Source organism: Citrobacter sp. CK188, assembly GCF_030333525.1.
In the GTDB taxonomy this organism is placed as follows: Bacteria; Pseudomonadota; Gammaproteobacteria; order Enterobacterales; family Enterobacteriaceae; genus Citrobacter_B; species Citrobacter_B koseri.
Map to the genome: position 1 here is coordinate 408,742 of NZ_JAOWFU010000036.1, position 21,633 is coordinate 430,374.

The 21,633-nt window shown below is 55.3% G+C and carries 20 protein-coding genes and 1 tRNA gene; 17 read left to right on the top strand and 4 right to left on the bottom strand.

Going from position 1 to position 21,633, the window contains the following annotated elements; genetic code table 11:
• The first annotated feature begins 2 nt into the window (after positions 1–2).
• Positions 3–78: transfer RNA gene (locus tag OGV67_RS19435), tRNA-Gly, on the top strand.
• Between the two features lie 269 nt (positions 79–347).
• On the opposite strand, the gene queG is transcribed toward OGV67_RS19435, so the two are convergent.
• Entirely contained in the window at positions 348–1,487 is a 1,140-nt protein-coding gene (gene queG / locus OGV67_RS19440; RefSeq protein ID WP_049009166.1) for a tRNA epoxyqueuosine(34) reductase QueG, read from the bottom strand.
• Between queG and nnr the strand changes: the two genes are divergently transcribed.
• From nnr to OGV67_RS19515, 15 genes are all read left to right on the top strand, one after another.
• On the top strand, positions 1,486–3,033 hold the full coding sequence (gene nnr / locus OGV67_RS19445) for a bifunctional ADP-dependent NAD(P)H-hydrate dehydratase/NAD(P)H-hydrate epimerase (RefSeq protein WP_115615217.1): 1,548 nt from the start codon (positions 1,486–1,488) through the stop codon (positions 3,031–3,033). The two genes, queG and nnr, sit on opposite strands and share 2 nt — an antisense overlap.
• Complete coding sequence (gene tsaE, locus OGV67_RS19450) at positions 3,005–3,466, top strand: tRNA (adenosine(37)-N6)-threonylcarbamoyltransferase complex ATPase subunit type 1 TsaE (protein ID WP_012134443.1); 462 nt, start codon at positions 3,005–3,007, stop codon at positions 3,464–3,466. The genes nnr and tsaE overlap by 29 nt, the downstream gene beginning before the upstream one ends.
• Before the next feature lie 16 nt (positions 3,467–3,482).
• Positions 3,483–4,808: an N-acetylmuramoyl-L-alanine amidase AmiB gene (amiB, locus tag OGV67_RS19455; protein WP_115615216.1), complete on the top strand. Its 1,326-nt coding sequence runs from the start codon at positions 3,483–3,485 to the stop codon at positions 4,806–4,808.
• A 9-nt stretch (positions 4,809–4,817) separates the two neighbouring features.
• A complete protein-coding gene (mutL, locus tag OGV67_RS19460; RefSeq protein ID WP_115615215.1) occupies positions 4,818–6,677 on the top strand; it encodes a DNA mismatch repair endonuclease MutL in 1,860 nt (619 codons plus the stop codon).
• Positions 6,670–7,620 carry a tRNA (adenosine(37)-N6)-dimethylallyltransferase MiaA gene (gene miaA / locus OGV67_RS19465; protein WP_047459461.1) on the top strand — a complete coding sequence of 317 codons (951 nt, stop codon included), beginning with the start codon at positions 6,670–6,672 and terminating at the stop codon, positions 7,618–7,620. Before mutL ends, miaA begins: the two co-directional genes overlap by 8 nt.
• Before the next feature lie 84 nt (positions 7,621–7,704).
• Positions 7,705–8,013 (top strand): RNA chaperone Hfq, encoded by a 309-nt coding sequence (gene hfq / locus OGV67_RS19470; protein WP_012134439.1) that lies wholly within the window; start codon positions 7,705–7,707, stop codon positions 8,011–8,013.
• Positions 8,014–8,086: 73 nt separating this feature from the next.
• Positions 8,087–9,367 carry a ribosome rescue GTPase HflX gene (hflX, locus tag OGV67_RS19475; protein ID WP_047459460.1) on the top strand — a complete coding sequence of 427 codons (1,281 nt, stop codon included), beginning with the start codon at positions 8,087–8,089 and terminating at the stop codon, positions 9,365–9,367.
• Positions 9,368–9,459: 92 nt separating this feature from the next.
• Entirely contained in the window at positions 9,460–10,716 is a 1,257-nt protein-coding gene (gene hflK, locus OGV67_RS19480; protein ID WP_047459458.1) for an FtsH protease activity modulator HflK, read from the top strand.
• A gap of 2 nt (positions 10,717–10,718) precedes the next feature.
• On the top strand, positions 10,719–11,723 hold the full coding sequence (gene hflC / locus OGV67_RS19485; RefSeq protein WP_012134436.1) for a protease modulator HflC: 1,005 nt from the start codon (positions 10,719–10,721) through the stop codon (positions 11,721–11,723).
• Between the two features lie 82 nt (positions 11,724–11,805).
• Positions 11,806–12,003 (top strand): DUF2065 domain-containing protein, encoded by a 198-nt coding sequence (locus tag OGV67_RS19490; RefSeq protein ID WP_024130795.1) that lies wholly within the window; start codon positions 11,806–11,808, stop codon positions 12,001–12,003.
• 102 nt (positions 12,004–12,105) lie between these two features.
• Entirely contained in the window at positions 12,106–13,404 is a 1,299-nt protein-coding gene (gene purA / locus OGV67_RS19495; RefSeq protein WP_012134433.1) for an adenylosuccinate synthase, read from the top strand.
• A 227-nt stretch (positions 13,405–13,631) separates the two neighbouring features.
• Positions 13,632–14,057 carry a nitric oxide-sensing transcriptional repressor NsrR gene (gene nsrR / locus OGV67_RS19500; protein WP_024130794.1) on the top strand — a complete coding sequence of 142 codons (426 nt, stop codon included), beginning with the start codon at positions 13,632–13,634 and terminating at the stop codon, positions 14,055–14,057.
• 38 nt (positions 14,058–14,095) lie between these two features.
• The gene (rnr, locus tag OGV67_RS19505) at positions 14,096–16,528 is read left to right on the top strand and encodes a ribonuclease R (protein WP_024130793.1); all 2,433 of its coding nucleotides are present in this window, start codon (positions 14,096–14,098) and stop codon (positions 16,526–16,528) included.
• Positions 16,529–16,621: 93 nt separating this feature from the next.
• Complete coding sequence (gene rlmB / locus OGV67_RS19510) at positions 16,622–17,353, top strand: 23S rRNA (guanosine(2251)-2'-O)-methyltransferase RlmB (RefSeq protein ID WP_012134428.1); 732 nt, start codon at positions 16,622–16,624, stop codon at positions 17,351–17,353.
• Positions 17,354–17,470: 117 nt separating this feature from the next.
• Entirely contained in the window at positions 17,471–19,093 is a 1,623-nt protein-coding gene (locus tag OGV67_RS19515) for an isovaleryl-CoA dehydrogenase (RefSeq protein WP_115615213.1), read from the top strand.
• 85 nt (positions 19,094–19,178) lie between these two features.
• On the opposite strand, the gene yjfN is transcribed toward OGV67_RS19515, so the two are convergent.
• Positions 19,179–19,454, bottom strand: a complete 276-nt coding sequence (yjfN, locus tag OGV67_RS19520; RefSeq protein WP_012134425.1) for a DUF1471 family protease activator YjfN — start codon at positions 19,452–19,454, stop codon at positions 19,179–19,181.
• A 130-nt stretch (positions 19,455–19,584) separates the two neighbouring features.
• On the bottom strand, positions 19,585–19,914 hold the full coding sequence (gene bsmA / locus OGV67_RS19525; RefSeq protein WP_115615212.1) for a biofilm peroxide resistance protein BsmA: 330 nt from the start codon (positions 19,912–19,914) through the stop codon (positions 19,585–19,587).
• Between the two features lie 178 nt (positions 19,915–20,092).
• Between bsmA and yjfP the strand changes: the two genes are divergently transcribed.
• The gene (gene yjfP, locus OGV67_RS19530; RefSeq protein WP_115615211.1) at positions 20,093–20,842 is read left to right on the top strand and encodes an esterase; all 750 of its coding nucleotides are present in this window, start codon (positions 20,093–20,095) and stop codon (positions 20,840–20,842) included.
• Here yjfP and ulaR read toward each other — a convergent pair.
• Complete coding sequence (gene ulaR, locus OGV67_RS19535; protein ID WP_012134422.1) at positions 20,839–21,594, bottom strand: HTH-type transcriptional regulator UlaR; 756 nt, start codon at positions 21,592–21,594, stop codon at positions 20,839–20,841. The two genes, yjfP and ulaR, sit on opposite strands and share 4 nt — an antisense overlap.
• Positions 21,595–21,633 lie beyond the last annotated feature (39 nt).

The following is a 21,633-nucleotide window of genomic DNA, read 5'->3' on the forward strand; positions in this document are numbered from 1 at the left end:
AAGCGGGAATAGCTCAGTTGGTAGAGCACGACCTTGCCAAGGTCGGGGTCGCGAGTTCGAGTCTCGTTTCCCGCTCCAAATTCTTATCTCCATAAAATTATCCACAGCGTATTTTCACGTTGGGGGCCTTTTATTTTGCCTCTGAAACACTCTTGTAAACAGACTTATCCACAGGCCCAGGCATTATTCCTGGAATACAAAAAACTTCGCCTGGTGAATAGTAACTTTGTAACTTATTGAAATTGATAGATTAATTATCATTTCGAAATGTTAATGCGATCACTTGACGATTTTTTCCCTCTTGAATCGCAATGTCTTTTTATTTTTATACACAAGCTGTGGATGACTCAGGCGTCGCGCGGCAGTCCCTTTTCAATGACCCTGACCAGGCGTTGTTTCTTCGGTAATTGCACCTCCACCACGCAGGCATTTCGCTTCTCAATTTGCTGCGCAATCGCCCACTCTATGTGTTCATCGAGAAGTGGGTGCTCACCCCGGCGACTTTCCAGGGCGGTAATCACGGCGTTATCCCAGGGCGCATTGCCTAACGCGACGGCAATATTTCGCAGCCAGCGTAAGTGACCAATGCGGCGAATCGCCGATCCTTCCGTAACTTTTAAAAACCAGGCTTCGCTCCAGCCAAACAGTTCAATCAGCTCTGGCGCGTGAAGATGCTTGCGGGGACTGAAATCTTCTTCATCGGTCAGTTGCGAGTAGCGGTTCCACGGGCAGATAAGCTGACAATCGTCGCAGCCGTAAATCCGGTTGCCCATTAATGGCCGAAGCGCTTCTGGTATCGCCCCCTCCAGCTCAATCGTGAGATAGGAGATGCAGCGGCGCGCATCCACCGTGTAGGGCTCGACGATTGCGCCAGTCGGGCAGATGGTCAGACAGGCAACGCATTTCCCGCAGCCTTCTTCAACTGGCGTATCAATGGGGAGAGGCAAATCAATTAACAACTCCCCCAGAAAAAAGAACGAACCGGCTTCGCGGTTAAGGATTAGTGAGTGCTTACCTGTCCAGCCAAGCCCGGCTTTTTCAGCCAGCGGACGTTCCAGAATGGGCGCAGAATCGACAAACGGTCTAAAATTCAGCGAAACGCAGTGCTGCTGAATCCTCTCGCCGAGTTTTTTGAGACGGTTACGTAACAGCTTATGGTAGTCACGGCCCAGCGCATAACGGCTGACGTAGCCCAGAGAGGGATTTTTTAGGGTACTGGCGAAAGCGGCATTGGCAGGCAGATAATTCATGCGCACACTGATGACGCGTAGCGTGCCGGGCAATAATTCGTGAGGGCGGGCGCGCATCATTCCGTGGCGAGCCATCCAGTCCATTTCGCCGTGGTATTGTTTATCCAGCCATGCCTGTAATTTGGGTTCGCTGGCGCTGAGATCGGTATCGGTAATACCGACCTGCTGAAAGCCCAGTTCCAGCCCCCACTGTTTAATATTTTGCGCTAACTGATTGAGATCGAGGGGCTCTGACATGACGGACCATACAATGAAGAAAAACCCCGCAAGTATACCACACTCCATCTGGCCCGCCGATGAGATCAAACGGGCGGAACGCGAGGCGGCGGACAGCTTAGGGCTGACGCTGTATGAGCTGATGCTGCGGGCGGGGGAAGCCGCATTTCAGGTTGCACGCGGCGCGTACCCCGATTCCCGGCGCTGGCTGGTGCTTTGCGGTCACGGTAATAATGGCGGCGACGGCTACGTGGTGGCGAGGCTGGCGAAAGCCGCAGGTATTGAGGTGACGCTACTGGCGCAGGAGAGCGATAAGCCGCTTCCTGAAGAGGCAGCGCAGGCGCGCGAGGCGTGGCTCAATGCCGGGGGCGTCATTCATGCGTCGGATATCATCTGGCCGGATCATATTGATGTGATTATTGACGCCCTGCTGGGGACCGGCCTGACGCAGGCTCCGCGCACCTCCCTCTCTACGCTTATTGAACGAGCGAACAGCCATCCAGCGCCGGTGGTGGCTATTGATATCCCTTCCGGTTTGCTGGCGCAAACGGGCGCCACGCCTGGAGCGGTGATGAATGCCGCGCATACCGTTACCTTCGTTGCGCTGAAACCCGGTTTACTGACGGGCAAGGCGCGGGATGTGGTGGGAGCGCTGCACTTTGACGCGCTGGGGCTGGAAAGCTGGCTGGCAGGACAAGAGGTACGTATCCAGCGCTTTGCGGCTTCGCAACTTTCCCACTGGCTGACACCACGCCGCCCGACGTCGCATAAAGGCGATCATGGTCGGCTGGTCATTATTGGCGGCGACCACGGGACGGCGGGAGCGATACGTATGACCGGCGAAGCGGCGCTGCGTGCCGGAGCGGGATTAGTGCGGGTGCTGACGCGCAGCGAAAATATCGCGCCGTTGCTGACCGCCCGTCCCGAACTGATGGTGCATGAACTGACGCCTCAATCTCTCGATGACAGCCTGCAATGGGCGGACGTGGTGGTGATAGGCCCCGGGCTCGGACAGCAGGAATGGGGTAAAAAAGCGCTACAGAAAGCTGAGAATTTTCGCAAACCGATGCTCTGGGATGCGGATGCGCTGAACCTGCTGGCAATCAATCCCGATAAACGTCACAATCGCGTGATCACGCCGCATCCGGGGGAAGCCGCGCGGCTACTGGGTTGTTCTGTCGCAGAAATTGAAAGTGATCGCTTACTTTCAGCACGTCGTCTGGTAAAACGGTATGGCGGCGTGGCGGTGCTGAAAGGTGCGGGAACGGTCGTCGCCGCCCAATCGCATGCGTTGGGCATTATTGATGCCGGTAACGCCGGGATGGCCAGCGGTGGAATGGGCGATGTGCTTTCCGGCATTATTGGCGCATTGCTTGGACAGAAGTTTTCCCCGTATGATGCAGCGTGTGCGGGATGTGTTGCCCACGGTGCGGCGGCGGATGTTTTAGCTGCGAGTTATGGCACCCGCGGCATGCTGGCAACCGATCTCTTTTCTACGCTACAGCGTATTGTTAACCCTGATGTGATTGACGTAAACCATGATGAATCGAGTAATTCCGCTACCTGACGAGCAGGCGACTTTAGACCTGGGACTACGCGTAGCGAAAGCCTGTGACGGTGCAACCGTCATCTATTTGTACGGCGACCTGGGGGCGGGAAAAACCACCTTCAGCCGGGGATTTCTACAGGCGTTGGGCCACAAAGGTAATGTGAAAAGCCCGACCTACACGCTGGTTGAACCCTATACGCTCGATAACTTAATGGTGTATCACTTCGATTTATACCGACTTGCGGATCCTGAGGAGCTGGAATTTATGGGGATCCGTGATTATTTTGCCAACGATGCCATTTGCCTGGTGGAATGGCCGCAACAAGGTAAAGGTGTACTGCCTGACCCGGATGTCGAAATACACATAGATTACCAGGCGCAAGGTCGTGAGGCGCGCATTAGTGCTGTCTCCTCATCAGGTGATTTGTTGCTGGCGCGTTTGGCCGGTTAACCTTAAGGGTGGCGGGATGATTTATCGCATCAGAAATTGGGTGGTGGCAACTCTGGTCCTGCTGTGCGCGCAGGCGGGGGCCGCCAGCCTCTCCGATATTCAGGTATCTAACGGCGATCGGCAGGCGCGGATTACGTTCAGTTTTATCGGCGATCCTGATTACGCGTTTTCGCAAGAAGGTAAACGTACCGTCGCGCTGGATATCAAACAGACCGGCGTGATTCAGGGACTGCCGTTGCAGTTTAGCGGCAACAACCTGGTAAAAGCGATTCGCTCCGGTACGGCGAAAGACGCGCAGTCGCTGCGGTTGGTTGTCGATCTGACGGAGAACGGTAAAACCGAGGCCGTGAAACGACAGAACGGCGGTAACTATACCGTGGTCTTTACCATCAACGCCGATACGCCGCCACCTCCACCGCCTGTCGTCGCAAAACGCGTTGAGACGCCGGTGGTCGCTCCGCGTCCGACTGAACCTGCGCGAAATCCGTTTAAAACAAACCAGGATCGCGCTACCGCTGTCACCAGCAGCAATACGGTAACGCGCCCGGCAGCGCGGGCGACATCCAGTAACGGCGACAAAGTGGTGATTGCCATTGATGCCGGTCACGGCGGACAAGACCCCGGCGCTATTGGCCCCGGCGGGACGCGGGAGAAAAACGTGACGATTGCTATCGCCCGTAAGCTGCGCACGCTGTTGAATAACGATCCGATGTTCAAAGGCGTATTGACCCGCGACGGGGATTATTTCATCTCCGTGATGGGGCGCTCCGACGTGGCGCGTAAGCAGAACGCCAATTTCCTCGTCTCCATTCATGCGGATGCCGCGCCAAACCGCAACGCGACGGGCGCCTCGGTATGGGTGCTGTCAAACCGGCGCGCCAACAGCGAAATGGCGAACTGGCTGGAAGAACATGAGAAGCAGTCTGAGCTGCTGGGCGGCGCGGGCGATGTGCTGGCGAACAGTCAGGCTGACCCCTACTTAAGCCAGGCGGTGCTGGATTTGCAATTCGGTCATTCCCAGCGCGTAGGGTATGATGTGGCGACAAACATGTTAGGTCAGTTGCAGCGCATTGGTTCGCTGCATAAGCGTCGCCCTGAACACGCCAGCCTCGGCGTGTTGCGTTCCCCGGATATCCCCTCGGTGCTGGTTGAAACGGGCTTTATCAGCAACAGCGGCGAAGAACGTTTGCTGGCAAGCGATGCTTATCAGCAGCAGCTGGCAGAGGCAATTTACCAAGGGTTGCGTAACTACTTCCAGGCGCATCCGGTGCAATCCGGGCCGCAGAGCGCTCCGGCGCAAACGGCCAGCGCGGTATCGCCGGGCGAGTCGTTGATTAACTAAGGATTTTACATGCCGATTCAGGTTCTACCGCCGCAACTGGCGAACCAAATTGCCGCAGGTGAGGTGGTAGAGCGACCTGCGTCGGTAGTGAAAGAGCTGGTGGAAAACAGCCTTGATGCAGGGGCGACGCGGATCGATATTGATATCGAACGCGGCGGCGCAAAGCTTATTCGTATTCGCGATAATGGCTGCGGAATTAAAAAAGACGAGCTGGCGCTGGCGCTGGCCCGCCATGCCACCAGTAAAATCGCCTCGCTTGACGATCTCGAAGCGATTATCAGCCTCGGATTTCGCGGCGAAGCGCTGGCAAGTATCAGCTCGGTTTCGCGTTTAACCCTCACGTCACGTACCGCGGAACAGGCGGAAGCCTGGCAGGCCTATGCCGAAGGGCGTGATATGGACGTGACGGTAAAACCGGCGGCGCATCCGGTCGGCACCACGCTGGAGGTGCTGGACTTGTTCTACAACACGCCGGCACGGCGCAAGTTTATGCGCACCGAGAAAACCGAGTTCAATCACATTGACGAAATTATCCGCCGCATTGCGCTGGCGCGCTTCGACGTCACCCTTAATTTGTCGCACAACGGTAAAATGGTGCGCCAGTACCGTGCGGTTGCGCAGGACGGGCAGAAGGAACGTCGATTAGGCGCGATTTGCGGCGCACCGTTTCTGGAACAGGCGCTGGCGATTGAATGGCAGCACGGCGATCTGACGCTGCGCGGCTGGGTGGCCGACCCTCACCACACCACGGCGGCGCTGGCGGAAATCCAGTACTGCTACGTGAACGGCCGCATGATGCGCGACCGGTTAATCAATCATGCGATTCGTCAGGCCTGTGAAGACAAACTGGGTGGCGATCGGCAACCGGCATTTGTGCTGTATCTGGAGATTGACCCGCATCAGGTGGATGTGAACGTGCATCCGGCGAAACATGAGGTGCGTTTCCACCAGTCGCGGCTGGTGCATGATTTCATCTATCAGGGCGTATTGAGCGTGCTACAGCAGCAGCTTGATGCGCCGCTGCCGCTGGCGGAAGAAGAGCCTGCGCCGCGTCACATCCCGGAAAACCGCGTGGCGGCCGGGCGTAATCATTTCGCTGAACCGGCCTCTGCGCGGGAACCCGCCGCGCCGCGCTATTCCACGTCGTCAGAGGCAATCGGCGGACGTCAGCCTGCTGCCAGTTGGCCGCATGCCCAGCCGGGCTACCAGAAACAGCAGGGCGAAGTGTACCGCCAGCTGTTACAGACGCCCGCTCCGCGACAACCGGCGCTTGCACCGGAAGCAGAAACGGCAGCGCCGTCGCTGGCAGGGCATAGCCAGAGTTTCGGTCGCGTGCTGACCATTGTCGGCGCGGATTGCGCATTGCTTGAGCGTGACGGCAATATTCACCTGCTGGCGCTGCCCGTGGCGGAACGCTGGCTGCGTCAGGCCCAACTGACGCCGGGGCAGACGCCGGTCTGCGCCCAGCCGTTGTTGATTCCGCTGCGCTTAAAAGTGTCGGCGGAGGAGAAATCCGCGCTGGAAAAAGCGCAAACACCACTGACGGATCTGGGGATTGAATTCCAGTCAGATGCGCAGCATGTGACCATTCGTGCAGTGCCTTTACCCTTACGCCAACAAAATTTACAAATCTTGATTCCTGAACTGATAGGCTACCTCGCGCAGCAGTCAGCGTTTGACGCGGGCAATATTGCACAGTGGATTGCGCGGAATTTGATGAGTGAACATCCGCAGTGGACGATGGCGCAGGCCATTACGCTGTTGGCTGATGTAGAGCGGTTATGTCCGCAGCTCGTGAAGGCGCCGCCGGGTGGTCTGTTACAACCTGTTGATTTACATTCGGTGATGAACGCCCTGAAACATGAGTGATGTAAGTAAGGCGAGCCTGCCAAAGGCGATTTTTTTGATGGGGCCGACGGCCTCCGGCAAGACAGCGTTAGCAATTGAATTGCGTAAAGTTTTGCCAGTAGAGTTGATAAGCGTTGATTCCGCCCTTATTTATCGGGGGATGGACATCGGTACGGCGAAGCCGACGGCTTCAGAGTTAAAGGCCGCTCCGCACCGATTGCTGGATATTCTCGATCCGGCGCAAGCGTACTCAGCAGCGGATTTTCGCCGCGATGCGTTAGCGGAGATGGCGGAGATTACTGCGGCGGGGCGTATTCCGCTGTTAGTGGGCGGCACCATGTTGTATTTCAAGGCGTTGCTGGAGGGACTTTCGCCCTTACCGTCGGCGGAACCTGAGATCAGAGCCCGAATTGAGCAACAGGCGGCAGAGCAGGGATGGGATGCGTTGCACCGACAGCTTCAGGATATTGATCCGGTCGCTGCCGCACGGATTCATCCAAATGATCCGCAAAGACTTTCCCGGGCACTGGAAGTTTTTTTCATTTCGGGTAAAACTTTAACGGAACTGACGCAAACGTCAGGAGACGCTCTACCGTATCAGGTGCATCAGTTCGCCATCGCCCCGGCGAGCCGTGAACTGCTCCATCAGCGAATTGAGCAGCGTTTTCATCAGATGTTGGCTTCAGGTTTTGAAGCAGAAGTTCGGGCGCTTTTTGCCCGTGGAGATTTGCATACGGACTTGCCTTCCATTCGTTGTGTGGGATACCGCCAGATGTGGTCATACATTGAAGGCGAAATTTCATATGATGAAATGGTTTATAGAGGTGTTTGCGCCACGAGGCAGTTGGCGAAGCGTCAGGTAACCTGGTTGCGTGGTTGGGAAGGAGTACGCTGGCTTGACAGTGAAAAGCCTGACCAGGCGCGAAACGAAGTATTGCAGGTTGTTGGTGCTATCGCGAACTGAATGTGTACAATTGAGACGTATCGTGCGCAATTTTTCAGAATCGAAAGGTTCAAAGTACAAATAAGCATATAAGGAAAAGAGAGAATGGCTAAGGGGCAATCTTTACAAGATCCGTTCCTGAACGCACTGCGTCGGGAACGTGTTCCAGTTTCTATTTATTTGGTGAATGGTATTAAGCTGCAAGGTCAAATCGAGTCTTTTGATCAATTCGTGATCCTGTTGAAAAACACGGTCAGCCAGATGGTTTACAAGCACGCGATTTCTACTGTTGTCCCGTCTCGCCCGGTTTCTCATCACAGTAACAATGCCGGTGGCGGCACCAGCAGTAACTACCATCACGGTAGCAGCGCGCAGGGTACTTCTGCGCAACAGGACAGCGAAGAAACCGAATAAGGTTTTGGCTGTTTTACACACGGGGAGCCAGGGAACCTGCGTTCCCCGCTGATATATATCGAGGGGTTGACGCTTGTTTGACCGTTATGATGCCGGTGAGCAGGCGGTACTGGTACACATCTATTTTTCGCAAGACAAAGATATGGAAGACCTCCAGGAGTTTGAATCTCTGGTCTCTTCCGCCGGTGTCGAAGCAATGCAGGTGATTACCGGTAGCCGTAAAGCACCGCACCCGAAGTACTTTGTAGGTGAAGGTAAGGCAGTTGAAATTGCGGAAGCCGTGAAAGCGTCTAACGCTGCGGTTGTGCTTTTCGATCATGCTTTGAGCCCGGCCCAGGAGCGTAACCTGGAACGTTTGTGTGAATGTCGCGTGATCGACAGAACCGGTCTTATTTTAGATATTTTTGCTCAGCGTGCACGTACCCACGAAGGTAAGTTGCAGGTTGAACTGGCGCAGTTGCGTCATCTGGCCACGCGTCTGGTTCGTGGCTGGACCCACCTTGAAAGGCAGAAAGGCGGGATTGGTTTGCGCGGTCCGGGTGAAACCCAGCTCGAAACCGACCGTCGTTTGCTGCGTAATCGTATTGTACAAATACAGTCGCGCCTGGAGAAAGTTGAGAAGCAACGTGAGCAGGGGCGGCAGTCGCGTATAAAAGCGGATGTCCCGACGGTCTCGCTGGTGGGATATACCAACGCCGGTAAATCCACCCTTTTCAATCAGATTACTGAAGCCAGGGTGTATGCCGCAGACCAACTGTTTGCGACCCTGGACCCGACGTTGCGCCGTATCGATGTCGCAGATGTGGGGGAAACCGTACTGGCGGATACCGTAGGGTTTATCCGTCATTTACCGCACGATCTGGTGGCGGCGTTTAAAGCGACCTTGCAGGAAACCCGGCAGGCCACGCTCTTGTTACACGTTGTTGATGCCGCTGATGTGCGCGTACAGGAAAACATCGACGCAGTGGATACGGTTCTCGAAGAGATCGACGCTCACGAGATCCCAACCCTGATGGTGATGAATAAGATCGATATGCTGGACGATTTTGAACCGCGTATCGACAGGGATGAAGAGAACAAACCAATCCGTGTCTGGCTTTCTGCGCAAACAGGGGTTGGGATACCACAGCTTTTTCAGGCTTTGACGGAGCGGCTTTCCGGCGAGGTGGCGCAGCATACGTTGCGTTTGCCGCCGCAGGAAGGGCGTCTGAGAAGCCGGTTTTACCAACTTCAGGCAATAGAAAAAGAGTGGATGGAGGAGGACGGCAGCGTAAGTTTGCAGGTTCGCATGCCGATTGTCGACTGGCGTCGCCTCTGTAAACAAGAACCGGCGTTGATCGACTATGTGATCTAATGGCGGCTCGTCTGGAGCATGGAGTAATTTCGCCTTATCCCTCTCGTCGAAAGACAACGGGGATCACCGCATAACAAATATGGAGCACAAACATGGCGTGGAATCAGCCCGGTAATAACGGACAAGACCGCGACCCGTGGGGAAGCAGCAAACCTGGCGGCAACTCTGAGGGAAATGGAAACAAAGGTGGTCGCGATCAGGGGCCACCTGATCTTGATGATATCTTCCGCAAACTGAGTAAAAAGCTCGGTGGTCTGGGTGGCGGTAAAGGTACAGGCTCTGGCGGTGGTAGTTCATCGCAGGGGCCGCGCCCGCATATCGGAGGTCGTGTCGTTACCATCGCAGCGGCAGCGATCGTCATTATCTGGGCTGCCAGCGGTTTCTACACCATCAAAGAAGCGGAACGCGGCGTGGTGACACGCTTCGGTAAATTCAGCCACCTGGTTGAGCCGGGTCTGAACTGGAAGCCGACGTTTATCGATGAAGTTACCCCGGTGAACGTGGAAGCGGTTCGCGAACTGGCGGCGTCCGGTGTGATGCTGACTTCTGATGAAAACGTTGTGCGCGTTGAGATGAACGTGCAGTACCGTGTGACCGATCCGCAGCGTTATCTGTTCAGCGTGACCAGCGCGGATGACAGTCTGCGTCAGGCGACCGACAGCGCCCTGCGTGGGGTTATCGGTAAATACACGATGGACCGCATTCTGACGGAAGGTCGTACCGTTATTCGTAGCGATACCCAGCGTGAACTGGAAGAGACCATTCGTCCGTACAACATGGGTATTACCCTGCTGGACGTCAACTTCCAGGCAGCGCGTCCGCCGGAAGAGGTAAAAGCGGCGTTTGACGATGCTATCGCGGCGCGTGAGAACGAACAGCAATACATCCGTGAAGCGGAAGCGTACACCAACGAAGTTCAGCCGCGTGCGAACGGTCAGGCGCAGCGTATTCTTGAAGAAGCGCGTGCATACAGAACCCAAACCATCCTGGAAGCGCAGGGTGAAGTGGCTCGCTTCGCTAAAATTCTGCCGGAATATAAAGCCGCACCAGAGATTACTCGCGAGCGTCTGTATATCGAGACGATGGAAAAAGTGTTGAGCCATACGCGTAAAGTTCTGGTCAACGACAAAGGCGGCAATCTGATGGTTCTGCCATTGGATCAGATGCTGAAAGGCGCTAACGCGCCTGCGGCAAAAGACAGCACGGCTAACAATCTGCTGCGTCTGCCGCCGGCTTCATCGTCCAGCACGAGCGGAGCAAGCAATACCTCGTCCACCAGTCAGGGCGATATTATGGACCAACGCCGCGCTAACGCGCAGCGTAACGACTACCAGCGTCAGGGGGAATAACGATGCGTAAGTCAGTTATTGCGATTATCATCATCGTGCTGGTAGTGCTGTACATGTCTGTCTTTGTTGTCAAAGAAGGCGAGCGCGGAATTACGCTGCGTTTCGGTAAAGTTCTGCGTGACGATGAAAACAAACCGCTGGTTTATGAGCCGGGCCTGCACTTTAAGATCCCGTTCATTGAGTCGGTGAAAACGCTTGATGCGCGTATCCAGACGATGGACAACCAGGCCGATCGCTTTGTAACCAAAGAGAAAAAAGACCTGATCGTTGACTCCTACATCAAATGGCGCATCAGCGATTTCAGCCGTTACTACCTGGCGACAGGCGGCGGCGATGTTTCTCAGGCCGAAGTGCTGCTGAAACGTAAGTTCTCTGACCGTTTGCGCTCTGAGATTGGTCGTCTGGATGTGAAAGACATCGTGACCGATTCCCGTGGTCGTTTAACGCTGGAAGTGCGTGACGCGCTGAACTCCGGTTCTGCGGGAACGGAAGATGAAGTGGCGACTCCGGCGGCGGATAGCGCGATTGCCGAAGCGGCTGAACGCGTTGCGGCAGAAACCAATGGCAAAGTGCCGGTGATCAACCCGAACAGTATGGCGGCGTTAGGTATCGAAGTGGTGGATGTGCGTATCAAGCAGATCAACCTGCCGACCGAAGTATCCGAGGCGATTTACAACCGTATGCGCGCCGAGCGTGAAGCGGTAGCCCGTCGTCACCGTTCACAGGGTCAGGAAGAAGCGGAGAAACTGCGCGCGACCGCCGACTATGAAGTGACCAGAACGCTGGCGGAAGCCGAGCGTCAGGGCCGCATTTCGCGTGGTGAAGGTGATGCCGAAGCCGCGAAACTGTTTGCCGATGCCTTCAGTCAGGACCCGGACTTCTACGCCTTCATCCGTAGCCTGCGTGCTTACGAGAAGAGCTTCGAAGGCAATCAGGACGTGATGATCATGAGCCCGGACAGCGATTTCTTCCGTTACATGAAGACACCGAATACGGCAACACGTTAAAATCGTATCAACGGTTTTAGATGAACAAAACCACCGGCATCCTCAGGGAGGCGGTGGTTTTCTTTTTATATAAGGACGATGGATGAATTCAACTATCTGGCTGGCGCTTGCCCTCGTTTTGGTACTGGAAGGTTTAGGCCCGATGCTGTATCCCCGCGCCTGGAAGAAAATGATCTCTGCCATGACGCAACTGCCGGAAAATGTTTTACGTCGTTTTGGCGGCGGTCTTGTGGTTGCTGGAGTTGTTGTCTACTACATGTTGAGGAAAACGATTGGCTGATCAAAAAGTAGTCGTATTTGCCGATCTTAGCATGCAAAAAGTGCTGTATATCTGAAAAAGCGATGGTAGAATCCATTTTTAAGCAAACGGTGATTTTGAAAAATGGGTAACAACGTCGTCGTACTGGGCACCCAATGGGGTGACGAAGGTAAAGGAAAGATCGTCGATCTTCTGACTGAACGGGCTAAATATGTTGTACGCTACCAGGGCGGTCACAACGCAGGCCATACTCTCGTAATCAACGGTGAAAAAACCGTCCTCCATCTTATTCCATCAGGTATTCTTCGTGAGAATGTTACCAGCATCATCGGTAACGGCGTTGTGCTGTCTCCGGCTGCGCTGATGAAAGAGATGAAAGGACTGGAAGACCGTGGTATCCCTGTCCGTGAGCGCCTGCTGCTGTCTGAAGCCTGTCCGCTGATCCTTGATTATCACGTTGCGCTGGATAACGCGCGTGAGAAAGCGCGTGGCGCGAAAGCGATCGGCACCACCGGTCGTGGTATCGGCCCGGCTTATGAAGACAAAGTGGCTCGTCGCGGTCTGCGCGTTGGCGATCTGTTCGATAAAGCTACCTTCGCTGTAAAACTGAAAGAAGTGATGGAATATCACAACTTCCAGCTGGTGAACTTCTACAAAGTGGAAGCTGTTGACTACCAGAAAGTGCTGGATGATGTGATGGCAATTGCCGACATCCTGACCTCTATGGTTGTTGATGTTTCCGATCTGCTGGACCAGGCGCGTAAGCGTGGCGATTTCGTCATGTTCGAAGGCGCGCAGGGTACGCTGCTGGATATCGACCACGGTACTTATCCGTACGTTACCTCCTCTAACACCACTGCGGGTGGTGTAGCGACCGGTTCTGGCCTGGGGCCGCGTTATGTGGACTACGTTCTGGGTATCATCAAAGCTTACTCCACTCGCGTGGGTGCGGGTCCGTTCCCGACTGAGCTGTTTGATGACACCGGCGAGTTCCTGTGCAAGCAGGGTAACGAATACGGCGCCACCACCGGTCGTCGTCGTCGTACCGGCTGGCTGGACTCCGTTGCTGTGCGCCGTGCGGTGCAGATCAACTCCCTGTCTGGCTTCTGCCTGACCAAACTGGACGTGCTGGACGGCCTGGAAGAGGTGAAAATCTGCGTGGCTTACCGTATGCCGGATGGCCGTGAAGTAACCACCACACCGCTGGCAGCGGATGACTGGGAAGGCATCGAGCCGATCTACGAAACCATGCCGGGTTGGTCTGAGTCCACCTTTGGCGTGAAGGATCGCAGCGGCCTGCCGCAGGCGGCGCTGAACTACATCAAACGTATCGAAGAACTGACCGGCGTGCCGATTGATATTATTTCTACCGGCCCGGACCGTACTGAAACGATGATTCTGCGTGACCCGTTTGACGCATAATTTGGGGTCATGGCGCAGTGCCTGATGGTGCTGCGCTTATCAGACCTGTTCACACTGTAGGCCGGATAAGGCGCTTTTCACCGCCATCCGGCTTAATACAGCGTAAGATCCTCGCTTTTTTCCTTCCCGAACTGAAATAAATTAGCGACCTGGCTGGTGGCTGGTTTATCATCAATGTAATTAATACAACCTGGTTTATCCCGTTTTCCCCTTTTCCTGAGGTTGATGTGCAGTTAACGAGTTTCACCGATTACGGATTACGTGCGCTAATCTATATGGCGTCGCTACCCGAAGGACGTATGACCAGTATTTCTGAGGTGACAGAAGTCTACGGCGTGTCCCGTAATCATATGGTCAAAATAATCAATCAACTTAGCCGGGCGGGCTTCGTTACTGCTATTCGAGGAAAAAATGGCGGTATCCGCCTGGGTAAACCGGCTAATGTTATTGTTATCGGTGATGTGGTTCGTGAGCTGGAACCTTTATCTCTGGTAAATTGCAGCAGCGAATTTTGCCACATTACTCCTGCCTGCCGACTCAAGCAGGCACTTTCGAAGGCCGTGCAAAGTTTTCTCAAGGAACTGGATAACTACACGCTTGCCGATTTGGTTGAAGAGAATCAACCGCTTTATAAATTATTGCTGGTGGAGTGACGAAAATCTTCATCAGAGCTGACAACGGAGGAACCGCCATGTCACAAGATCCTTTCCTGGAACGTGAAGCTGAAAAATACGCTAACCCTATCCCGAGCCGGGAATTTATCCTCGAACATTTAACAAAACGTGAAAAACCAGCCAACCGTGATGAGTTGGCTGCGGAACTGAACATTGAAGGTGAAGAGCAGCAGGAAGCCCTGCGCCGCCGTCTGCGCGCGATGGAACGCGACGGACAGCTGGTCTTTACCCGCCGCCAGTGCTATGCGCTGCCGGAACGCCTCGACCTGCTGAAAGGTACCGTTATCGGCCACCGTGATGGCTACGGCTTTTTGCGTGTCGAAGGACGTAAAGATGACCTGTATCTCTCCAGTGAGCAGATGAAAACCTGCATTCATGGCGATCAGGTACTGGCGCAGCCGCTGGGGGCCGATCGTAAAGGCCGCCGTGAAGCGCGTATCGTGCGCGTTCTGGTGCCGAAAACCAGCCAGATTGTCGGTCGTTACTTTACCGATGCGGGCGTGGGCTTTGTGGTGCCGGACGATAGCCGTCTGAGCTTCGACATCCTGATCCCGCCTGAAGAGGTGATGGGCGCGCGCATGGGCTTTGTGGTGGTGGTGGAACTCACCCAGCGCCCGACCCGCCGCACTAAAGCGGTTGGTAAAATCGTTGAGGTTCTCGGCGATAACATGGGCACTGGCATGGCTGTCGATATGGCGCTGCGCACCCATGAAATTCCTTATATCTGGCCGCAGGCGGTAGAACAGCAGATTGCCGGCCTGAAAGAAGAAGTGCCGGAAGAGGCGAAAGCAGGCCGTGTGGATCTGCGCGACTTACCCCTGGTGACGATTGATGGCGAAGACGCCCGTGACTTTGACGATGCGGTTTACTGCGAGAAGAAACGCGGTGGCGGCTGGCGCCTGTGGGTGGCTATCGCTGACGTAAGTTATTACGTGCGTCCGCCAACGCCGCTGGATCGCGAAGCGCGCAACCGTGGGACGTCGGTCTATTTCCCGTCGCAGGTTGTGCCGATGCTGCCGGAAGTGCTCTCCAATGGCCTGTGCTCGCTGAACCCGCAGGTTGACCGCCTGTGTATGGTCTGCGAAATGACCGTATCATCAAAAGGGCGTTTAACCGGCTATAAATTCTACGAAGCAGTGATGAGTTCCCATGCGCGCCTGACGTATACCAAAGTCTGGCATATGCTACAGGGCGACCAGGACCTGCGCGAGCAGTATGCGCCGCTGGTCAGGCACATCGAAGAGCTGCATAACCTCTACAAAGTGCTGGATAACGCCCGCGAAGAGCGTGGCGGCATCTCATTTGAAAGCGAAGAAGCGAAGTTTATCTTCAATGCTGAACGTCGCATTGAACGTATCGAGCAGACGCAGCGTAATGACGCGCACAAGCTGATCGAAGAATGCATGATTCTGGCGAATATCTCGGCGGCGCGATTCGTTGAGAAAGCCAAAGAGCCTGCGCTGTTCCGTATCCACGACAAGCCGAGCACCGAGGCGATAACCTCCTTCCGTTCCGTTCTGGCGGAGCTGGGGCTGGAATTGCCGGGCGGCAATAAGCCGGAACCGCGTGATTATGCGGAGCTGCTGGAGTCGATTGCCGACAGGCCTGACGCGGAAATGCTGCAAACCATGCTGCTGCGCTCAATGAAACAGGCAATTTACGATCCAGAAAACCGTGGCCACTTTGGTCTGGCATTGCAGTCTTACGCGCACTTTACCTCACCGATCCGCCGTTATCCTGACCTGTCGCTGCACCGCGCCATTAAGTATCTGCTGGCGCATGAGCAAGGGCATAAGGGCAACACGACGGAAACGGGCGGCTACCACTATTCGATGGAAGAGATGCTGCAACTGGGCCAGCACTGTTCTATGACCGAGCGCCGTGCTGACGAAGCCACGCGCGACGTCTCTGACTGGCTGAAGTGTGACTTCATGCTGGATCAGGTGGGGAACGTCTTTAAAGGGGTGATTTCCAGCGTAACCGGGTTCGGCTTCTTTGTTCGTCTGGATGAGCTGTTTATTGATGGTCTGGTACACGTCTCTTCGCTGGACAACGATTACTACCGTTTCGATCAGGTAGGGCAGCGTCTGATGGGGGAATCCAGCGGCCAGACCTACCGTCTGGGCGACCGCGTGGAAGTCCGCGTCGAAGCGGTCAATATGGATGAGCGTAAAATTGACTTTAGCCTGATCTCCAGCGAACGCGCCCCGCGCAACGTCGGTAAAACCGCGCGTGAGAAAGCGAAAAGAGGCGAAACGGCTAAAAATGCCGGTAAGCGTCGTCAGGTGGGCAAAAAGGTGAATTTCGAACCGGATAGCGCCTTCCGCGGCGAGAAAGCGAAAGGTAAGGCGAAGAAAGAGAAGAAAGCCAAAAATCCATCGGCAAAGACGCAGAAAATCGCTGCCGCGACAAAAGCGAAGCGCGCGGCGAAGAAAAAGTCAGCTGAGTAATTTCCCCCTCTCCCCCTGCGTGGAGAGGGCGTTTGTACTGTAGACCGGGCAGGCATCGCGCCGCCCGGCAAAATTGATCAATGAGAACCATCAATGAGTGAAATGATTTACGGCATCCACGCGGTGCAGGCTCTGCTGGAACGTGCGCCAGAGCGCTTTCAGGACGTCTTTATTCTGAAAGGGCGGGAAGATAAACGCCTGCTGCCGCTGATCCATGCGCTGGAAGCGCAGGGCGTGGTGATCCAACTGGCGAACCGCCAGTATCTTGATGAAAAAAGCGAGGGTGCGGTACATCAGGGGATCATTGCGCGCGTGAAGCCGGGACGCCAGTATCAGGAAAACGATCTTCCTGATCTGATCGCGAAGTTCGACAATCCCTTCCTGCTGATCCTCGACGGCGTGACCGATCCGCATAACCTCGGCGCCTGTCTGCGTAGCGCAGACGCCGCTGGCGTACATGCGGTCATTGTGCCGAAAGATCGTTCTGCACAGCTTAATGCAACGGCGAAAAAGGTGGCCTGCGGCGCAGCCGAAAGCGTGCCGCTGATCCGTGTGACCAACCTGGCGCGTACCATGCGTCTGTTGCAGGAAGAGAATATCTGGATTGTCGGTACGGCGGGCGAAGCTGACCATACGCTGTTCCAGAGCAAAATGACCGGCCGGATGGCGCTGGTGATGGGCGCTGAAGGCGAAGGGATGCGTCGTCTGACCCGCGAGCACTGTGATGAGCTGATCAGCATTCCGATGGCGGGCAGCGTGTCGTCGCTGAACGTCTCCGTCGCGACCGGGATCTGCCTGTTTGAAGCGGTGCGACAGCGCAGCTAAGCGCTTTTGACTGATGAAGCCATCCCTCGGGATGGCTTTTTTGTGACCGTTATCCCAGGCGTGTCCCCCGCAGGCTGACCATACTTAATGCGACTGCCATTGACGGAGGGAAACACAATGCACTGGCAAACGCATACCGTTTTTAACCAACCGGCACCGCTCAACAACAGCAATTTATTCCTGTCTGATGGCGCGCTTTGCGAGGCGGTCGCCCGTGAAGGCGCGGGCTGGGACAGCGATCTTCTTGCCAGCATCGGTCAACAACTGGGCACTGCGGAGTCGCTGGAGCTGGGGCGGCTGGCGAACGCCTTTCCACCTGAACTGCTACGTTACGATCCACAAGGGCAGCGGCTGGACGATGTCCGTTTTCATCCCGCCTGGCATCTGCTGATGCAGGGCCTGTGCGCTAACCGCGTGCATAACCTGGCCTGGGAAGAGAACGCCAGGCAGGGGGCGTTTGTCGCGCGGGCTGCGCGTTTCATGCTGCATGCGCAGGTGGAAGCAGGCACGTTGTGTCCAGTCACGATGACTTTTGCCGCTACGCCGCTGCTGCTACAGATGCTGCCGCCTCCCTTTCACGACTGGTTAACGCCGCTACGCAGCGATCGCTATGATTCACACCTCCTGCCCGGAGGGCAAAAACGCGGCCTGCTGATTGGCATGGGCATGACGGAAAAGCAGGGCGGCTCCGATGTGCTGAGTAACACCACCCGGGCAGAGCGACTGGACGACGGTGCCTGGCGCCTGGTGGGGCATAAATGGTTTTTCTCCGTGCCGCAAAGCGACGCGCACCTGGTGCTGGCGCAGACGAAAGGCGGGTTATCCTGCTTTTTTGTCCCGCGTTTTTTGCCTGACGGGCAGCGAAACGGCGTTCGCCTTGAGCGACTGAAAGACAAACTGGGCAACCGCTCTAATGCCAGTTGTGAGGTTGAGTTTCAGGATGCGGTGGGCTGGCTACTGGGTGAGGAAGGCGAGGGGATTCGTCACATACTGAAGATGGGAGGGATGACCCGCTTTGATTGCGCGCTGGGCAGTCATAGTATGATGCGCCGGGCGTTTTCGGTGGCGATTTACCATGCGCATCAGCGGCAGGTGTTCGGCAAATCTTTGATTGATCAGCCCATGATGCGGCAGGTTTTAAGTCGTATGGCGCTCCAGCTTGAAGGCCAGACGGCGCTGCTGTTTCGTCTGGCTCGCGCGTGGGATCGTCGTGGCGACCCGAAAGAAGCGCTCCGGGCGCGTTTGTTCACGCCAGCCGCGAAGTTTGCTATTTGCAAAAGCGGCATCCCCTTTGTTGCCGAGGCGATGGAAGTGCTCGGTGGCGTTGGCTATTGCGAGGAGAGCGAGCTGCCGCGCCTGTATCGTGAGATGCCGGTCAACAGCATCTGGGAAGGGTCGGGAAACGTCATGTGTCTGGACGTGCTGCGGGTGCTGAGTAAACAGACCGGCGTCTATGAGCTGCTCAACGAGGCTTTTGCGGAGGTCAAAGGGCAGGATCGGCATTATGATCGGGCGGTACGTCAGCTGCAACAGCGCTTGCGCAAACCCGATGAAGCGCAGGGGCGGGAGATAACGCAGCAGCTGTTCCTGCTCGGCTGCGGGGCGCAAATGCTGCGCTATGCTTCTCCGCCGTTGGCACAGGCCTGGTGCCAAATGATGCTGGACACGCGCGGCGTGTTACGCCTGTCTGAACAGGTGCAAAATGATCTGTTGCTGCGGGCAACGGGGGGATTGCGATAACGATTTGCCTGATGGCGGCGCGGGCGCGTCTTATCATGCCTGCGATCGATGCAGGCCAGATAAGTTTACGTCATCAGGCAATCTGTTACGCATAAAGTATGGCTTGTACGCGCCAGTTATCGGGCTGCTGTTCTTCGTACATCTGGATAATCCGATACCACGAAGCGCCCTGCTCATCGGCTTTTAACGCAATGATACGTTCCACATCCTGCTGATTTCCCGAAATATTACTCACGGATATCAGACCAATTTCATTCAGGCCCGTTACGCAGTCCGCGCTGGCAAATTCGGCAGACTGCGCCGTCGTACTCACCAGACCGGCAGAAAGCAGCAGTGAGGATAAGGCAAGAGATCGTTTCATCGTCAGCTCCTTTTACGTGACCCCGCATTCAACAGGGCATTCCATTGCGGTCATCCCATGATTTCATTGTGCACAGGTAAACGCATAGAGGCGCAAAGCAATGTAAAGCTGACTAAATTTCAACCTTCCGCTATTTACGATACAGGATGGCTTGCGAATACCATTGGCCTGTTACGATGGTTTCATCAACCAACAAAATAACGTAATAATCTGCTTTAGCGGCGGCGGCTTTCGCTCTGATCTCTGCCACAGCATCGTCAGGAGAACCCCGAACCATTGAGCTTACCGTTCCCAGGCGCTGCAACCCTTGTATCTGGTCACGGCGAATTTCCTGAGGATGGTCAGCGACTGGCGGTGCTGGTTGCGGCGTCCCTTGCAATACGCTACAGGCGCTTAAAAACAGTACCAGCATCAATGGGGCGAACCGTCGCATAACTCTATCTCGTTTACTGATAGCCATAGTGTAGTGCCTTATTAATTTCCTTTAGGGGGAATGTTCCCAAATTGTTATCTCTCACGCGATTTTCGAATGAAAATAGAGTGAAAGCGTAATCCACTTCTCAACATTATGAATCATTGCCGTACTCATTAACTTGAGTTATGTATTTCTCCGTGGCATATCAGAGAAAGGGGGATATATGATAAAAATAGAAACACGGTACCTGGCAGGACATTCCATACTCCACGCGTTTCCTGACGGTAAACGTGACACGCCCCTTCCATGTATTATTTTTTACCACGGTTTTACCTCTTCCAGCCTGGTCTATAGCTACTTTGCGGTTGCCCTGGCGCAGGCCGGGTTCCGGGTTATCATGCCGGATGCGCCCGAGCATGGCGCGCGGTTTAGCGGTGATGCGCAGGGGCGAATGACCCAATTCTGGCAGATTCTGCGGCAAAACATGCAGGAATTCGCTGCGTTACGTGCGGCAGTTCAACAGGAAAACTGGGTGCTGGAAGAACGTCTGGCCGTGGGGGGCACATCAATGGGCGGTATGACAGCGCTGGGGGTCATGGCCCGCCACCCGGAGGTAAAATGCGTCGCCAGCCTGATGGGGTCGGGTTATTTCACCCGACTGGCGCATACGCTTTTTCCGCCATTAATTCCTGAGACGCCGGAGCAACAGCGAGAATTTGACGACATCATTGCTCCCCTGACTGAGTGGGAGGTGGCGCATCAGTTGCCAAAACTGGCCGACCGGCCGCTGCTGCTATGGCATGGACAGGAAGATGACGTCGTCCCTGCGGTGGAAACGTTCCGCTTACAACAGGCGCTGATTCAGGCGAACAGGGATCAGAACCTGACCTGTCTGTGGGAGGCAGGCGTACGCCACCGTATTACGCCAGAGGCGCTGGCGGCAACGGTGTCGTTTTTCCGCCAGCATCTTTAAACGCGCAGAATGCTAACGCCTTGCGCTTCAAGCTGTTGCAGAATGTCAGGGTTAGCATTTTTGCCCGTAATCAGCGTGTCGATTTGATCGGCGCGGCTGAACAACATGCCTGCGCGCTCGCCGATCTTGCTGCTATCCACCAGCACCACCAGCTTCCCGACCACGCTGAGCATTTTCTGCTCGGCCATAGCGGTGAGCATATCGGTTTTATACAGACCGTCTGCGGTCAGGCCTTTGCCGCTGGTAAACATCCAGTGCCCGGCATACAGGCTGTTTTCGCTGCCCTGGGGGCTAAGCGTGATGGACTGGCTCTTGTTGTACTGACCTCCCATGATGATCACGCTTTCATGTTCCTGATCGATCAGATAGTTCGCCAGCGGGAGATAGTTGGTGATGATCTGCACCGGCTTACCGCATATTTCTCTGCCCAGCAGAAAGGCGGTCGATCCACAGTTGATCACCACGCTTTCCCCGGGATTTACCAGTTGCGCTGCCGCTTTAGCAATGCGCACTTTTTCATCGTGGTTCTGCGCCTGATGCAGATTCATCGGCGTCCAGCGTGGACGTTGCTGAGCGATCGCTTCGGCGCCATTACGCACTTTTTTGAGCTTTCCGCTCTCATCGAGCTTGTTGATATCCCGACGCGCCGTGGCCGGGGAGATCCCCAGACGTTCGATCACATTCTCGACGGTAACAAAGCCCAATTGCGCCAGCATATCCAGCAATATTTGATGTCTTTGTGCTTCAGTCATGAGCTATTCCGATACGAATTGATTTTAAAAGATGATATT

Bases quoted from the DNA above. Each gene is read 5' to 3' on its own strand.
- nnr (WP_115615217.1), top strand. From the start codon at position 1,486: ATGACGGACCATACAATGAAGAAAAACCCCGCAAGTATACCACACTCC.
- queG (WP_049009166.1), bottom strand. From the start codon at position 1,487: ATGTCAGAGCCCCTCGATCTCAATCAGTTAGCGCAAAATATTAAACAG.
- tsaE (WP_012134443.1), top strand. From the start codon at position 3,005: ATGATGAATCGAGTAATTCCGCTACCTGACGAGCAGGCGACTTTAGAC.
- amiB (WP_115615216.1), top strand. From the start codon at position 3,483: ATGATTTATCGCATCAGAAATTGGGTGGTGGCAACTCTGGTCCTGCTG.
- mutL (WP_115615215.1), top strand. From the start codon at position 4,818: ATGCCGATTCAGGTTCTACCGCCGCAACTGGCGAACCAAATTGCCGCA.
- miaA (WP_047459461.1), top strand. From the start codon at position 6,670: ATGAGTGATGTAAGTAAGGCGAGCCTGCCAAAGGCGATTTTTTTGATG.
- hfq (WP_012134439.1), top strand. From the start codon at position 7,705: ATGGCTAAGGGGCAATCTTTACAAGATCCGTTCCTGAACGCACTGCGT.
- hflK (WP_047459458.1), top strand. From the start codon at position 9,460: ATGGCGTGGAATCAGCCCGGTAATAACGGACAAGACCGCGACCCGTGG.
- hflC (WP_012134436.1), top strand. From the start codon at position 10,719: ATGCGTAAGTCAGTTATTGCGATTATCATCATCGTGCTGGTAGTGCTG.
- OGV67_RS19490 (WP_024130795.1), top strand. From the start codon at position 11,806: ATGAATTCAACTATCTGGCTGGCGCTTGCCCTCGTTTTGGTACTGGAA.
- purA (WP_012134433.1), top strand. From the start codon at position 12,106: ATGGGTAACAACGTCGTCGTACTGGGCACCCAATGGGGTGACGAAGGT.
- rnr (WP_024130793.1), top strand. From the start codon at position 14,096: ATGTCACAAGATCCTTTCCTGGAACGTGAAGCTGAAAAATACGCTAAC.
- rlmB (WP_012134428.1), top strand. From the start codon at position 16,622: ATGAGTGAAATGATTTACGGCATCCACGCGGTGCAGGCTCTGCTGGAA.
- OGV67_RS19515 (WP_115615213.1), top strand. From the start codon at position 17,471: ATGCACTGGCAAACGCATACCGTTTTTAACCAACCGGCACCGCTCAAC.
- yjfN (WP_012134425.1), bottom strand. From the start codon at position 19,454: ATGAAACGATCTCTTGCCTTATCCTCACTGCTGCTTTCTGCCGGTCTG.
- bsmA (WP_115615212.1), bottom strand. From the start codon at position 19,914: ATGGCTATCAGTAAACGAGATAGAGTTATGCGACGGTTCGCCCCATTG.
- yjfP (WP_115615211.1), top strand. From the start codon at position 20,093: ATGATAAAAATAGAAACACGGTACCTGGCAGGACATTCCATACTCCAC.
- ulaR (WP_012134422.1), bottom strand. From the start codon at position 21,594: ATGACTGAAGCACAAAGACATCAAATATTGCTGGATATGCTGGCGCAA.